The sequence below is a fragment of the Streptomyces sp. SCL15-4 genome, from assembly GCF_033366695.1.
GTDB lineage: Bacteria > Actinomycetota > Actinomycetes > Streptomycetales > Streptomycetaceae > Streptomyces.
On sequence record NZ_JAOBTQ010000001.1, the window covers coordinates 2,110,467 to 2,124,712 of the forward strand.

Annotated in this window: 11 protein-coding genes; 8 read left to right on the forward strand and 3 right to left on the reverse strand. The window is 73.6% G+C overall.

From position 1 onward, the window contains the following. Window positions 1–4: 4 nt before the first annotated feature. Window positions 5–1,456 (reverse strand): protoporphyrinogen oxidase, encoded by a 1,452-nt coding sequence (gene hemG, locus SCK26_RS08880; RefSeq protein WP_318200730.1) that lies wholly within the window; start codon window positions 1,454–1,456, stop codon window positions 5–7. 295 nt (window positions 1,457–1,751) lie between these two features. Here hemG and SCK26_RS08885 point away from each other — a divergent pair, with 295 nt between their 5' ends. After that, the gene (locus tag SCK26_RS08885) at window positions 1,752–3,137 is read left to right on the forward strand and encodes an FAD-dependent oxidoreductase (RefSeq protein ID WP_318200731.1); all 1,386 of its coding nucleotides are present in this window, start codon (window positions 1,752–1,754) and stop codon (window positions 3,135–3,137) included. A gap of 51 nt (window positions 3,138–3,188) precedes the next feature. After that, the gene (locus SCK26_RS08890; protein WP_318200732.1) at window positions 3,189–4,013 is read left to right on the forward strand and encodes a rhomboid family intramembrane serine protease; all 825 of its coding nucleotides are present in this window, start codon (window positions 3,189–3,191) and stop codon (window positions 4,011–4,013) included. A gap of 1 nt (window position 4,014) precedes the next feature. Here SCK26_RS08890 and hemE read toward each other — a convergent pair whose 3' ends face one another. Beyond that, window positions 4,015–5,082 carry a uroporphyrinogen decarboxylase gene (gene hemE, locus SCK26_RS08895; RefSeq protein WP_318200733.1) on the reverse strand — a complete coding sequence of 356 codons (1,068 nt, stop codon included), beginning with the start codon at window positions 5,080–5,082 and terminating at the stop codon, window positions 4,015–4,017. Window positions 5,083–5,210: 128 nt separating this feature from the next. Between hemE and SCK26_RS08900 the strand changes: the two genes are divergently transcribed. From SCK26_RS08900 to SCK26_RS08925, 6 genes are all read left to right on the forward strand, one after another. After that, window positions 5,211–5,840, forward strand: coding sequence for a DUF3000 domain-containing protein (locus SCK26_RS08900; RefSeq protein WP_318205962.1), 630 nt, complete (start codon window positions 5,211–5,213; stop codon window positions 5,838–5,840). Between the two features lie 294 nt (window positions 5,841–6,134). Beyond that, on the forward strand, window positions 6,135–6,791 hold the full coding sequence (locus tag SCK26_RS08905; RefSeq protein ID WP_069778144.1) for a response regulator transcription factor: 657 nt from the start codon (window positions 6,135–6,137) through the stop codon (window positions 6,789–6,791). Window positions 6,792–6,938: 147 nt separating this feature from the next. After that, window positions 6,939–8,228, forward strand: a complete 1,290-nt coding sequence (locus SCK26_RS08910; RefSeq protein ID WP_318200734.1) for a ribonuclease D — start codon at window positions 6,939–6,941, stop codon at window positions 8,226–8,228. Window positions 8,229–8,631: 403 nt separating this feature from the next. Further along, window positions 8,632–9,669 (forward strand): LacI family DNA-binding transcriptional regulator, encoded by a 1,038-nt coding sequence (locus SCK26_RS08915; protein ID WP_318200735.1) that lies wholly within the window; start codon window positions 8,632–8,634, stop codon window positions 9,667–9,669. A gap of 116 nt (window positions 9,670–9,785) precedes the next feature. After that, entirely contained in the window at window positions 9,786–11,003 is a 1,218-nt protein-coding gene (locus tag SCK26_RS08920) for a thiolase family protein (protein WP_318200736.1), read from the forward strand. Next, the gene (locus tag SCK26_RS08925) at window positions 11,000–13,129 is read left to right on the forward strand and encodes a 3-hydroxyacyl-CoA dehydrogenase NAD-binding domain-containing protein (RefSeq protein ID WP_318200737.1); all 2,130 of its coding nucleotides are present in this window, start codon (window positions 11,000–11,002) and stop codon (window positions 13,127–13,129) included. The genes SCK26_RS08920 and SCK26_RS08925 overlap by 4 nt, the downstream gene beginning before the upstream one ends. 53 nt (window positions 13,130–13,182) lie before the next feature. Here the strand turns inward: SCK26_RS08925 and SCK26_RS08930 are convergent, their stop codons facing one another. Continuing rightward, the gene (locus SCK26_RS08930) at window positions 13,183–14,199 is read right to left on the reverse strand and encodes a hypothetical protein (RefSeq protein WP_318200738.1); all 1,017 of its coding nucleotides are present in this window, start codon (window positions 14,197–14,199) and stop codon (window positions 13,183–13,185) included. Window positions 14,200–14,246 lie beyond the last annotated feature (47 nt).

Consider the following 14,246-nt stretch of genomic DNA (forward strand, 5'->3'; position numbering starts at 1 on the left):
GTCCCTATTCTCCCGCTCCGCCGTGCAGGCTCTGCACCGGGTTGGCGGTCAGCTCCCGCACTCCGCTCCGGTCGCCGCCCAGCTCGTCCACCGCGGCGTACGCGCTCGCGACGCACGCCGGGATGCCGACGCCGTCGTACTGGGCGCCGCACACCGCGAGCCCCGGGAGCCCGGCGATGTGCTCGCGGACGCGGGCCACGCGCGCGTGGTGCCCGACGGGGTACTGGGGCAGGCCGTCGGTCCAGCGGGTGACCCGGGTCTCCACCGGCACGGCGGCCAGGCCGACGGCCTCGCGCAGGTCGTGCCGGGAGACCTCCACCAGGTCTTCGTCGTCCCGGCCGAGGATCTCCGTCTCGCCGTGGCGGCCCACGGAGGTGCGCAGGACCACCGTCTCCGGGTCCTCCTCGGCGATCCAGTCCCACTTGTGGGAGGCGAAGGTGGACGCCTTGATGGTGCGGCCGTCGACGGGCGGCACGAGGAAGCCGCTGCCCTCGGGCAGGCGCGCGTCGGCGCGCCGGTAGGCGAGGGTGACCAGGGCCATGGAGGCGTACTCGACGGCGGCCAGCTCGGCGGCGGCTCCCGGGGACTCGGCGCGCAGCAGCCGGGCGGCGGCCGGGGCGGGTACGGCGACGACGACCGCGTCGGCGCGCAGCACGCGCTCGCCCGCGGTGATCCGCCAGCCGTCCGGCTCCCGGCGCAGTTCACGGGCGGGCGTGCGGGTGAGGATCTCGCCGCCGCGGGCGCGCACCGACTCGGCGACCGCGAGCGGCAGCCGCCCGACGCCGCCGGCGATGCCCATGAAGACGGGCCCGGTCCGCTGGTGTGCGGCGGCCTGCGCCTGGATCTCGCGGACGCCCTCGGTGAGGGAGGCGTGGGCGCGGGCGGCCTGGAAGAGCTGCGGGACGGCCGAGCGCATCGAGATGCGGTAGGCGTCACCGGCGTACACGCCGCCGAGCAGGGGTTCGACGAGCCGGTCGACGACCTCGCGGCCGAGGCGGGCCGCCACGTACTCGCCGACGGCCACGTCGTCGCCGGTCTCGGTGCGGGGCAGGTCGGCGTCGCGTTCGATGCGGGCCAGGCCCTCGTCGGAGAGGACGCCGGAGAGCGCGGCGGCGGTGCCGGGCACGCCCATGACGTGGCCCTTGGGCATGGGCCGCAGGGCACCCCGGGTCCAGATGGAGGCGGTCGCGGTGGCCGGCGGCCGGAGCGCCTCGCCGAGGCCCGCCTCGCGCGCGAGGGTCACCGCCTCGGGGCGGCGGGCCAGCATGGACTCGGCGCCGAGGTCGACCCGGACGCCGGCGATCTCGCCGGGCAGCAGCTTGCCGCCGACGCGGTCGCCGGCCTCCAGCACGGTCACGCGCGCGCCGCGCTCCAGCAGGCGGTGCGCGGCGGCCAGCCCGGCGATGCCGGCCCCGATGACGACGACGTGCCCCAGGCCCCTACCCGTTGTGCTCATGTCCCCCACTCTCTCAGACCCCGCCGACACCGCCCGCGGGGCCCGGTGCCCGGCGCCCGGCCGGGCCGTGACCGCCTCGGGACCGGCTCCGCCGAACGTTCCCGCGCGTCCCGCCGTCGCCGCCTGCGCGCACTCCGCGCGCCGCGCGCCGTCCCCGGGCTCCGGCCGGGGTCTTGCCGGCCGCCTCGCCGCGCGCGCGGCCCGCTGCCGTCGGCCCGTCCGGCGCCGGAGTGCGGTGAGCGGCCCGCGGGGGGCGGGCGGGATGGCGCAGGGGGGCGGCCCGTAGCGTGTTCCCATGAGCATCGGCGGCGGCAGGGAACGGCTGGTCGTGATCGGGGGCGACGCCGCGGGCATGTCCGCGGCGTCGCAGGCGCGGCGGCTGCGGGGGCCCGGGGAGCTGGAGATCGTGGCGTTCGAGCGCGGCCACTTCACCTCCTTCTCGGCGTGCGGCATCCCCTACTGGGTGGGCGGCCAGGTCCCGGACCGGGACCGGCTGATCGCGCGGACGGCGCAGGAGCACCGCGCGCGGGACATCGATCTGCGGATGCGCACGGAGGTCACGGAGATCGACGTGGCCGGGCGGCGGGTGCGCGCGCGGGACGTCGATTCCGGCGCCGAGTCCTGGACCTCGTACGACAAGCTGGTCATCGCCACCGGTGCCCGGCCGGTCCGCCCGGACCTGCCCGGTGCGGACGCCCCCGGGGTGCACGGCGTGCAGACGCTCGACGACGGCCAGGCCCTGCTGGACACCCTGGAGCGCACCCGTGGCCGCAGGGCCGTGGTCGTGGGCGCCGGGTACATCGGTGTCGAGATGGCCGAGGCGCTGATCAACCGGGGCTTCGAGGTGACGGTCGTCAACCGGGGCCGGGAGCCGATGTCGACGCTGGACCCGGACATGGGCCGGCTGGTGCACCGGGCCATGGAGGGCCTCGGCATCACCATGGTCGACGACGCCGAGGTGACCGGGATGCTCACCGATGAGGGAGGCCGGGTGCGGGCGGTGGCCACGCGGGACGCCGAGTTCCCGGCGGACGTGGTGGTCCTGGGCATCGGCGTCCGCCCGGAGACGTCCCTCGCCCGGGCCGCCGGACTGCCGCTCGGCGCCCACGGCGGACTGCTCACCGATCCGGCGATGCGGGTGCGCGGGCAGGAGGACATCTGGGCGGGCGGCGACTGCGTGGAGGTGCTGAACCTGGTCTCCGGGCAGGAGCAGTACGTGCCGCTCGGCACCCACGCCAACAAGCACGGCCAGGTCATCGGCACCAACGCGGGCGGCGGCCACGCCACCTTCCCCGGTGTCGTCGGCACGGCGGTGAGCAAGGTGTGCGACCTGGAGATCGCCCGCACCGGCCTGCGGGAGAAGGACGCCCGGCGGGCGGGGCTGCGGTTCGAGACGGTCACCATCGAGTCGACCAGCCGCGCCGGCTACTACCCGGGAGCCGCGCCCATGACGGTGAAGATGCTCGCCGAGACCCGCACGGGACGGCTGCTGGGCGTGCAGATCGTGGGCCGGGAGGGGGCGGCGAAGCGGGTGGACATCGCGGCGGTGGCGCTCACCGCGCGGATGACGGTGGAGCAGATGACGGCCCTGGACCTGGGCTACGCGCCGCCGTTCTCACCGGTGTGGGACCCGGTGCTGGTGGCCGCGCGCAAGGCCGCGTCGAAGGTGCGGTCGGGCTGACCCACGGCGGGCGCGCTGATAGGCGGGCGCGATCGCGGGCACTACTGGTGTGTGGTCATCCCCGTCCATGACGTGAACCCGGTGCGCCGCACCCCTTGGGTGACGTACGCGCTCATCGCCGCCAACGTGCTGGTGTTCGTCACCACGCCCGGCATGGCCAGGTCCGTGACCGGCGGCACGGATCTGGCGCAGCTGTGCGATCTGCATGCCTTCCTGGACCACTACGCGGCGGTCCCCCGGGAGCTGATCCACGACCGGCTGCCCCGGCTGGTGCCGACCGGGGAGGTCGGCGTGGGCCCGCACGGTCCGGGCTGTGTCGTGGCGCCGCCGGGTTACGACAAGTCGCCGCCGCTGTCGGTGTTCACGGCGATGTTCCTGCACGGCGGCTGGCCGCACCTGCTGGGGAACATGCTGTTCCTGCTGATCTTCGGCAACAACGTCGAGGACCGGATGGGCCACATCCGCTTCTTCCTCTTCTACGTGGTGTGCGGCTACGCGGCCGGCTACGGCTTCGCACTGCTCAACGCCACCTCCGCCGACCCGCTGATCGGCGCGTCCGGCGCGATCGCCGGGGTGCTCGGCGCCTATCTGGTGCTGTATCCGAGGGCCAGGGTGTGGGTGCTGGTGCCGTTCCTGGTGTTCCTGCCGCTGCGGCTGCCCGCCTGGCTGGTGCTCGGGTTCTGGTTCGCGCTCCAGGCGGTGTACTCCGCCGGGCACGGGGTGTCCGGCGCGGGCACGGTGGCGTACATGGCGCATGTGGTCGGCTTCGTGGCGGGCATGCTGCTCGCCTGGCCGCTCAAGCCCGGTACGCCGCCCCCGCCGGAGCCGCCCGGCCTGCTCTTCGGCAGGCGCGCGCGGCCCCGCACCACCTGGTGAGTCAGCGCGCGGTCGCGGTGTGGACGTACTCCACGAGCCGGGTCAGCGCGTCCGGGTCGGTGTTCGGCATGACGCCGTGACCGAGGTTGAAGACGTGCCCCTCCAGGCCGGCGGCGGCGTCCAGCACCTCGCGGGCCTTGGCCTCGACGGTGTCCTTGTCGGTGAACAGCACGGTCGGGTCCAGGTTGCCCTGGAGCGCCTTGCCGGGGCCGATGCGGCGGGCGGCCTCGTCCAGCGGGACGCGCCAGTCGACGCCGACGACGTCCGCGCCGGCCTCCCCGAGGAGCTTCAGCAGCTCGCCGGTGCCGACGCCGAAGTGGATGCGCGGCACGCCGTACCCGGCGACCGCGTCGAAGACCTTCGCGGAGGCCGGCATGACCGAGCGCCGGTAGTCCGCGGGGGCCAGCGCGCCGGCCCAGGAGTCGAAGAGCTGGACGGCGCTCGCGCCGGCCTCGATCTGCACCTTCAGGAAGGCGGCCGTGATGTCGGCGAGCCGGTCCAGCAGGTCGGCCCACAGCTCGGGGTCGCCGTACATCATCGCCTTGGCGTTCTCGTACGTGCGCGAGGGACCGCCCTCGACCAGGTAGCTCGCGAGGGTGAACGGCGCGCCGGCGAAGCCGATCAGCGGGGTGGCGCCCAGCTCGCGGGTGAGCAGGCCGATGGCCTCGGTGACGTACGACACGTCCTCGGGGCCGAGGTCGCGCAGCCGGGCCAGGTCGGCGCGGGTGCGGATGGGCTGCTCGACGACCGGGCCGACGCCGGGCTTGATGTCCAGGTCGATGCCGATGGCCTTCAGCGGGACGACGATGTCGCTGAAGAAGATCGCCGCGTCCACGTCGTGCCGGCGCACCGGCTGGAGCGTGATCTCGGTGACCAGTTCGGGCCGCATGCAGGACTCCAGCATGGGGACGCCCTCGCGCACCTTGCGGTATTCGGGCAGGGAGCGGCCGGCCTGGCGCATGAACCACACGGGGGTGTGCGGCACGGGTTCGCGCCGGCACGCCTTGAGGAACGCGCTGTCGTACGTGGCTGCGGGCCCCTGGCCCGTGGAGGTGTCGTTCGCGGTCACGGGGCAAGTCTCGCATGACACCGGTGACCGGCGGCGCGGGGTGTCTTGCCCTGCACGAAGCCCCGCTTCCCCTTACTCTTCCCCGCATGGCTGCGGCTCAGGGACGACTGTCGGACGACGCTGACGGAATGGACGACGCGGAGGACACCGCTCAGACGCGGGGGGGCGGCGGGCTGCCGCCGGCGTTCCGGGCGGCGGTCGACGCGCTGCGTGCGGCGCGGCCGCGGCCGCAGGTCGAGGTGGAGCCGACGCCCGCCCCGCAGCGGCTCGCCCCGTTCGCGTACGCGCTGGAGGCGGTGGTGGTCGACGGCGAGCAGGAGCTGGCCGACGGGCGGCTGGTGCTGCTGCACGACCCGGACGGGCACGAGGCGTGGCGGGGCACGTTCCGGCTGGTGACACTGGTGCGGGCGGAGCTGGAGCCGGAGATGGCGGCCGATCCGCTGCTGCCGGAGGTGTGCTGGTCGTGGCTGACCGGGGCGCTCCAGGCGCGCGGGCTGGCCTGCGGCGAGCCGAGCGGCACGATCACGCGCGCGGGCTCGCACTACTTCGGCGGGCTGGCGGAGCGGCCCGCCGCCTCGCAGATCGAGATCCGCGCCTCCTGGACGCCGCGCGAGGGCCTGGGCGGGGTGCCGGACACGGCCGCCCATCTGATCTCCTGGTGCGATCTGCTGGCGCAGGTCGCGGGACTGCCGCCGGCCGGCCCCGGGGACGCGTCGGTGGTGACCCTGCCGCAGCGCAGGGGTCCGCAGTCGCGGTAAGGCGGCGTCGCGGCCGGGGGCCATGGTTCCGGTGAGGGGTCGTCGCGAAACGCCGTATTGACCATCTCTTTGTCGATACGGCCACTTTCCGTACTCGAATCGCACTCGCTCGGACCGACTCGATCTTCGGATGATCGATCGTGTGTCCGAATTGCACAGATTGTTACTCACTAGATCGTGATCACTCCCTAAAGGCGGACGAGTTTGCTGCCGAAGACGACTGTGACCTTGAAAGCACGGTTCGTCCCGGCTTCCTCCCCACAAGCCGGCCCCGTCCCCCACCCAGGAGGCCTGGTGTCCGTTCTCCTTGAGCAACCCGCAAGCCTGGTCGCCTACCGCCCGAACAAGCCGACCGCCATGGTGGTCGTGGCCGACCCGCGCGTCCGCTCCACCGTCACCCGCCACCTGTGGGCGCTCGGAGTGCGCGATGTCATCGAAGCCTCGTCCATCGCGGAGGCTCGTCCCCGCATCGGCAACCCCCGCGACATCTGCGTCGCCGACGTCCACCTCCCCGACGGCTCCGGCCTCACCCTGCTGTCCGAGACCCGGGCCGCGGGCTGGCCCAACGGACTGGCGCTCTCCGCCGCCGACGACATCGGCGCGGTCCGCAACGCGCTGGCCGGCGGCGTCAAGGGCTACGTCGTCACCGGCACCCGCACCAACATCGGACTCCCCGCCCGCCCCGGCGCCGCTCCCCTCGGCGCCGCCCGTATGCACCGCCGCCCCCCGGGTGCCCCGAGCCACCCGGGCGGCTACCGAGAGCTGTCCGGACGCGAGGTCGAGGTGCTGCGGCTGGTCGCGGAGGGCCAGTCGAACAAGGCGATCGGCGTGTCCATGGGCCTGTCCGCCCTCACCGTCAAGAGCCACCTCGCCCGCATCGCCCGCAAGCTGGGCACCGGGGACAGGGCCGGCATGGTGGCCGTCGCCCTGCGCACCGGCATCATCCACTGAGCCCACCCGGTGCCCCCTTCGGCGCAACCCCGCCTCCCCTCCGGCCCACCGGACCCGCCCCGGCTCTGACCGGTTTACGCCCCTGCCAGGCCCGTCGACGGAACGTTCCGTCGACGGGCCCCGTGCGCACACGGATACCCTTGACAGGTGACCGACGCCCAAGACACCGCAGCAGACAGCTCCCTGCGCACCACCGGAGGCACTCCTCCGGACGACGCCGGATCTTCTGTGACGGGGGCGCCGACTCCGTTGCTCGAGCCCCGCGAGGGCATTCCGCCCGTGGTCGCCGACGAGGCGGCCCTCGCCCGGGTCACCGCCGCCTTCGCCGCCGGCACCGGCCCGGTCGCCGTGGACGCCGAGCGCGCCTCCGGCTACCGCTACGGTCAGCGCGCCTACCTGGTGCAGCTGCGCCGCGAGGGCGCCGGGACCGCGCTCATCGACCCCGTGGCCTGCCCCGACCTGTCCGGGCTCGGCGCGGCCCTGTCCGACGCCGAGTGGGTGCTGCACGCGGCCACCCAGGACCTGCCGTGCCTGCGCGAGATAGGCATGGTCCCGGCCCGTCTGTTCGACACCGAGCTGGCCGGACGGCTGGCCGGCTTCCCCCGGGTCGGCCTCGGCGCCATGGTCGAGGGCGTCCTCGGATACGTCCTGGAGAAGGGCCACTCCGCCGTCGACTGGTCGACCCGGCCGCTGCCCGAGCCGTGGCTGCGCTACGCCGCGCTCGACGTCGAGCTGCTCGTCGACCTGCGGGACGCCCTGGAGAAGGAGCTGGAGCGGCAGGGCAAGCTGGAGTGGGCGCTGCAGGAGTTCGACGCGATCGCGACGGCGCCCCCGCCCGAGCCGCGCAAGGACCCCTGGCGCCGTACGTCCGGAATGCACAAGGTGCGCCGCCGCCGGCAGCTCGCCGTGGTCCGGGAGCTGTGGGAGACCCGGGACCGGATCGCCCGGCGCCGGGACGTCTCGCCGGGCAAGGTGCTCAGCGACGCGGCCATCGTGGAGGCCGCGCTCGCCCTGCCGGGCAACGTGCACGCCCTCGCCGCGCTGAACGGCTTCGGGCACCGCATGGGACGGCGGCAGCTGGAGCAGTGGCAGGCCGCGGTGGACCGGGCCAAGGCGCTGCCGGAGGCCGCGCTGCCGCAGCCCGGGCAGTCGGTGGCGGGTCCGCCGCCGCCCCGGGCGTGGGCCGACAAGGACCCGGCCGCGGCGGCCCGGCTGTCCGCCGCGCGGGCCGGGGTGTCCTCCCTCGCCGAGCGGCTCGCCATGCCGCAGGAGAACGTGGTCTCCCCGGACACCGTGCGCAGGATCTGCTGGGAGCCGCCGCAGGTGGTCGACACCGAGTCCGTGGCGGCCGCGCTCGCCGGGTACGGCGCGCGTCCGTGGCAGATCGAACTGGTGACGCCGGTGCTGGTGGACGCGCTGCCGGCCAAGGGCGCCTAGGGCCTGTCCCGGCTCACGCGGAAAAAAAGACGTCGAGATCACGCCAAGATCCTGGGACGGTACGCGGCCGGGAGGAACAGGCCCACCACGGGCTTTGACGCGGAAGGCGAACCGGTCGACCGCGCAGGCGGTCGTCGAGGCGATCAGGGCCAGGCCGCGGGTCACGCAGTCGTGGCCGGCGTGAGCAGGACGGCGCGCGGGGCGGCGGCCGGGGACGCGCAGGAGCCGAGGTCGCGGTGGCGCCGAGGCGCGGTGACGTTGACGGCCCGGACGCCGGTGCGCGACCTGCCGCTCCACGCCGACCGGCCGGCCCCGGCGAACGGGTCACGATCGGCGTGCCCGGCTGGCAGACTCCCGATGCGTCCGCCGCACGTTCCGCGCTGTACCGCATGGAGCCCGCCTGATGACCTCGTCCCCGCGTCCCCGCGTCACGATCAAGGACGTCGCCGCCCGCGCCGGCGTGTCCAAGGGCGCCGTGTCCCTCGCCTTCAACCACAAACCGGGACTGTCGGAGGCCACCCGTGACCGCATCTTCGCGGCGGCCCGGGAGCTGGGCTGGGCGCCGAGCCACACCGCGCGGTCGCTGGCCGGGGCGCGCGTGGACGTGGTGGGCCTGGCGATCTGCCGGCCGGCCCGGATGCTGGGCCTGGAGCCGTTCTACATGGAGTTCGTCTCGGGCGTGGAGAGCGTGCTGAGCGAGCGCTCCTGCTCGCTGCTGCTGCGGCTGGTGCGCAGCCCCGAGGAGGAGGCCGGACTGCTCCAGGCGTGGTGGCAGGGCCGGCACATCGGCGGGGCCATCGTGGTCGACCTGCGCGCGGACGATCCGAGGGTGCCGGTGGTACGGCGGCTCGGGCTGCCCGCGGTCGCCGTCGGCCATCCCTCGCTGACCGGCGGGCTCACCTCGGTGTGGACGGACGACACCACGGCCGTCGGCGAGGCGGTGCGCTATCTCGCGGCGCTCGGCCACCGCAGGATCGCCCGGATCGGCGGGGCGGCGGCCCTCGGGCACTCCGGCATCCGCGCGGCGGCGTTCGACGCGGCCGGACGGTCGGCGAGGCTGGCCGGGGCCTGGCAGGTGGCGACCGACTTCTCCGGGGAGGCGGGGGCGCGGGCGACGCGCACGCTGCTGACGGCGGCGCCCGGGGAGCGGCCGACGGCGATCGTGTACGACAACGACATCATGGCGGTGGCGGGCCTGGCGGTGGCGGCCGAGATGGGGCTGCGGGTGCCGGCCGACGTGTCGTTGCTGGCCTGGGACGACTCCCAGCTGTGCCGGCTGACCCATCCGACGCTGTCGGCGATGAGCCATGACGTGCACGGGTTCGGGGCCGAGGTGGCGCGGACGCTGTTCGAGGTGATCACGGGAGAGGGTCCGGACTCCCGTCCGGCGCGCACGCCGGTGCTGGTGCCGAGAGGTTCGACGGCTCCCCCGAAGGTGTGACGTTCACCGCTCCCCCGTACAGGACTGTGCAGCTACGTTACTGATAAGTAGCATGGGGCTGAGCGCGCGCTCAGCGCAACGCAGCAGTGCCATCCCGCATCTGGAGGAGAGCCATCGTGCCTCGTACCGTCAGGGACGTCGTCTTCGTCGACGGCGTCCGCACCCCGTTCGGCAAGGCGGGCCCGAAGGGCATCTACCACGAGACCCGCGCCGACGACCTCGTCGTGAAGGCGATCCGGGAGCTGCTGCGCCGCAACCCCGGGCTGGACCCGAAGAAGATCGACGAGGTCGCCATCGCCGCGACCACGCAGATCGGCGACCAGGGCCTGACCCTCGGCCGCACGGCCGGCATCCTCGCGGGCCTGCCGCAGTCCGTGCCGGGCTACTCCATCGACCGCATGTGCGCCGGCGCGCTGACCGCCGTGACGACCACCGCCGGTTCGATCGCGTTCGGCGCCTACGACGCCGTCATCGCCGGCGGTGTCGAGCACATGGGCCGCCACCCGATGGGCGAGGGCGTCGACCCGAACCCGCGCTTCGTCTCCGAGAAGCTGGTCGACGAGTCCGCCCTCTTCATGGGCATGACCGCCGAGAACCTGCACGACCGGTACCCGTCGATCACCAAGCTGCGCGCCGACGAGTACGCGGTCCGCTCGCAGGAGAAGGCCGCCAAGGCGTACGCCGACGGCAAGATCCAGGCCGACCTGGTGCCGATCTCGGTGCGCCGCACGAGCCCCGAGGGCGGCGAGACCGGCTGGGGCCTGGTCACCGCCGACGAGCCGATGCGCCCGGGCACCACGCTGGAGAACCTGGCCGGCCTGAAGACGCCGTTCCGCGTCCACGGCCGGGTCACCGCGGGCAACGCGGCCGGCCTGAACGACGGCGCCACCGCGTCGGTCATCGCGAGCGAGGACTTCGCCCGCGAGAACGGCCTGCCGGTCAAGATGCGCCTGGTGTCCTACGCCTTCGCGGGCGTCGAGCCGGAGGTCATGGGCTACGGCCCGATCCCGGCCACGGAGAAGGCCCTCGCCAAGGCGGGCCTCTCCATCTCCGACATCGGCCTGTTCGAGATCAACGAGGCCTTCGCCGTCCAGGTCCTGGCCTTCCTGGAGCACTACGGCATCGCCGACGACGACGCGCGCGTCAACCAGTACGGCGGCGCCATCGCCTTCGGTCACCCGCTGGCCTCCTCCGGCGTCCGGCTGATGACGCAGCTGGCCCGCCAGTTCGAGGAGCAGCCGCACGTCCGCTACGGCCTGACCACCATGTGCGTCGGCTTCGGCATGGGCGCGACGGTCGTCTGGGAGAACCCGCACTTCGAGGGGGACAAGTGAGCACCACCGCCGAGCTTCTGAAGCAGGCCTCGGACCTGTTCCCCGACGAGGTCGTGACGTCCGCGCACGTACGTCACTTCGACCTCCCGTTCGGCGCCGGCCGCTTCGCGCTGATCACGCTGGACAACGGCCTGGACCACACCAAGCCGACCACCTTCGGCCCGGCCTCGCTGGCGAACCTGAACACCGCCGTCGACCAGGTCGAGAAGGAGGCGGCCGAGGGCGGGATCGTCGGTGTCGGCATCACCGGCAAGCCGTTCATCTTCGCCGTCGGCGCCGACCTCAAGGGCGTCGAGCTGCTGAAGGAACACGAGCACGCGCTCGCCATCGGCAAGGGCGGCCACGAGGTCTTCAAGCGGCTGTCGAAGCTGGCCGTCCCGACCTTCGCGTACTACAACGGCGCGGCCATGGGCGGCGGCGTCGAGGTCGGTCTGCACTGCTCCTACCGGACCGTCTCCAAGGCGATCCCGGCGTTCTCGCTGCCCGAGGTCTTCCTCGGCCTGGTCCCCGGCTGGGGCGGCTGCACCCTGCTGCCGAACCTGATCGGCGCCGAGAAGGCCGTCTCGGTCATCATCGAGAACTCGCTGAACCAGAACAGGCAGCTCAAGGGCCAGCAGGTCTTCGACCTCGGGATCGCCGACGCGATCTTCGAGGGCGCCGACTTCCTGGAGCAGTCGCTGATCTGGACGGCGCGGGTCCTCAACGGCGACGTCACCGTCGAGCGTCCGGTGATCGACCGCGGTGAGGCCTGGGACCAGGCCGTCGCCAAGGGCCGGTTCATCGCCGACGGCAAGGTGCACGGCGCGGCCCCGGCCGCCTACCGCGCCCTGGACATCATCGCCGCCGCCAAGAACGAGGACCTCCAGCAGGGCTTCGACGCCGAGGACCAGGCCCTCGCCGACCTGATCATGGGCGGCGAGCTGCGTGCCGGCATCTACGCCTTCAACCTCGTCCAGAAGCGCGGCAAGCGTCCCGCCGGCGCCCCGGACAAGAACCTGGCCCGCCCGGTCACCAAGGTCGGTGTCGTCGGCGCCGGTCTGATGGCCTCGCAGCTCGCCCTGCTGTTCCTGCGCCGCCTGGAGGTGCCGGTCGTGCTGACCGACATCGACCAGGAGCGCGTCGACAAGGGCGTGGGCTACGTCCACGCCGAGATCGACAAGCTGCTCGGCAAGGGCCGGATCAACCAGGACAAGGCCAACCGCCTCAAGGCGCTGGTCACCGGTGTCCTGGACAAGGCCGAGGGCTTCGCGGACGCGGACTTCGTCATCGAGGCCGTGTTCGAGGAGATCGGCGTCAAGCAGCAGGTGTTCGCGGAGGTCGAGGCGGTCGCCCCGGCGCACGCGATCCTCGCCACCAACACCTCCTCGCTGTCCGTGACCGAGATGGCGTCGAAGCTGAAGCACCCGGAGCGGGTCGTCGGCTTCCACTTCTTCAACCCGGTCGCGGTGCTGCCGCTGCTGGAGATCGTCCGCGGCGAGCAGACCGACGACGCGTCCCTCGCGACCGCGTTCGCCGTCGCCAAGAAGCTGAAGAAGACCGCGGTGCTCGTCAAGGACGCCCCGGCGTTCGTCGTGAACCGCATCCTGACCCGCTTCATGGGCGAGATCCAGAACGTCATCGACGAGGGCACCCCGGTCGAGGTCGCCGAGAAGGCCGTCGAGCCGCTCGGGCTGCCGATGTCCCCGCTGGTGCTGCTGGAGCTGGTCGGCCCGGCGATCGGCCTGCACGTCTCCGAGACGCTGCACGGCGCCTTCCCGGACCGCTTCACGGTCTCCCCCAACCTCAAGGCGGTCGTGGAGGCGGGCAAGCGCGGCTTCTACGTCTACGACAGCGGCAAGCCGGAGCTGGACCCGGAGGTCGCCGCGCTGCTCAAGCAGGGCGATGCCGTCCTGACCGAGGAGCAGGTGCGGGCGCGGGTGCTGGACGCGGTGGCCCAGGAGATCGGGCTCATGCTCGACGAGGGCGTCGTCGCCGAGGCCCAGGACATCGACCTGTGCCTGATCACGGGCGCCGGCTGGCCCTTCCACCTGGGCGGCATCACGCCGTACCTGGACCGCGAGGGTGTCTCCGAGCGCGTGAACGGCAAGAAGTTCCTGGCACCGGGCGTGGCGAGCGTCCCGGCGTAACGCCGTACGGCACGGGAAAGGGCCCCCGCCACGGCGGGGGCCCTTTCCCGTGCTCAGACCTGCCGCCACGCCTCCAGCGCCAGCCCCGGTTCGTCCTTGCGCCGGGTCGTCAGCAGCTGTCCCGTCGACGGCGACAGCGTCGCCGCCACCACCCGGCCGGTCTCGTCCACGGCGAGGGACACCAGCGCGTCCAGCGGCAGTTCGGGGCCCGACTCGGTCCACCAGGCCCCCGCCGACTCCTGCTCGGTCGGGTACGCGGCGAAGGCGACCCGGCGGCTCGCCGTTCGCTGGGCCAGCAGCGTGCAGTCGTACCCGTCGAGGTCGCAGCGGACCGCCGAGACCGGTCCCGGGCCCGCCGCGGCCAGCAGCGTGACCGGTTCGCCGCCGGGCCGCCAGGCGCACAGGGCGTCGTCGGTGCCGGTGTAGAAGACGGTCGTGCTGTCCGGGGAGGTGGCCAGGGCGCGCAGGGTGCCCGGACGGACCGGGGTCCGCAGGGACTCCTGGAGCACGGGCACGGCGCCCGGCGACTCCTGACGCCAGTACAGCAGGCCCTGCGGGACGGCGGCGTACAGCTCCACCGTGCCGGACGCCCCGGTCACCGCGGCCAGTTGGTCCTGCACCTCGCTGCCCTTCAGGTCCCGCCAGGGGCCCCAGCCGCCCTTCTCCTTCTGGCCGAGCATGCTGACCCCGCCGCCCCGGTTCCGCACGAACACATGGGCGCGGCCCTGCGCGTCGACCGTGACCGCGGGAGTGCCGGTGCGGTCGCCGGTGCGGTTCGGGTGGCCGATCGGGTGCCAGTCCAGCGCGGCCAGGTGCGGACGGAAGTGCGTGGAGTGCACCAGCCCGGACTCGCCCTTGACGGTGGGCCGCCAGGACACCAGATGGGCATAGCCGTCGGCGCCCTGGCCGATCGCCAGGACGGAGTGCAGCTTCTGGTCGCCGCCTATCTTGCGAGGAGCGGACCAGGGGCCGCCGGGGCCGCGCTCCGCCCGGCACAGGACGGCGTCGCCCGACAGCTGGTACGCACTGAGCCGGCCGTCTCGGCCGCGAAGGAACCAGTCGCCGTTCACCGGTTCACTTTAAGCCGCCCGGGACCGGCCACGGGGCACGCCCCCCG

Excerpts from the sequence above, each read along its gene's own strand:
- hemG (WP_318200730.1), bottom strand. The coding sequence starts at position 1,456 with ATGAGCACAACGGGTAGGGGCCTGGGGCACGTCGTCGTCATCGGGGCC.
- SCK26_RS08885 (WP_318200731.1), top strand. The coding sequence starts at position 1,752 with ATGAGCATCGGCGGCGGCAGGGAACGGCTGGTCGTGATCGGGGGCGAC.
- SCK26_RS08900 (WP_318205962.1), top strand. The coding sequence starts at position 5,211 with ATGGACGACGCGGAGGACACCGCTCAGACGCGGGGGGGCGGCGGGCTG.
- SCK26_RS08915 (WP_318200735.1), top strand. The coding sequence starts at position 8,632 with ATGACCTCGTCCCCGCGTCCCCGCGTCACGATCAAGGACGTCGCCGCC.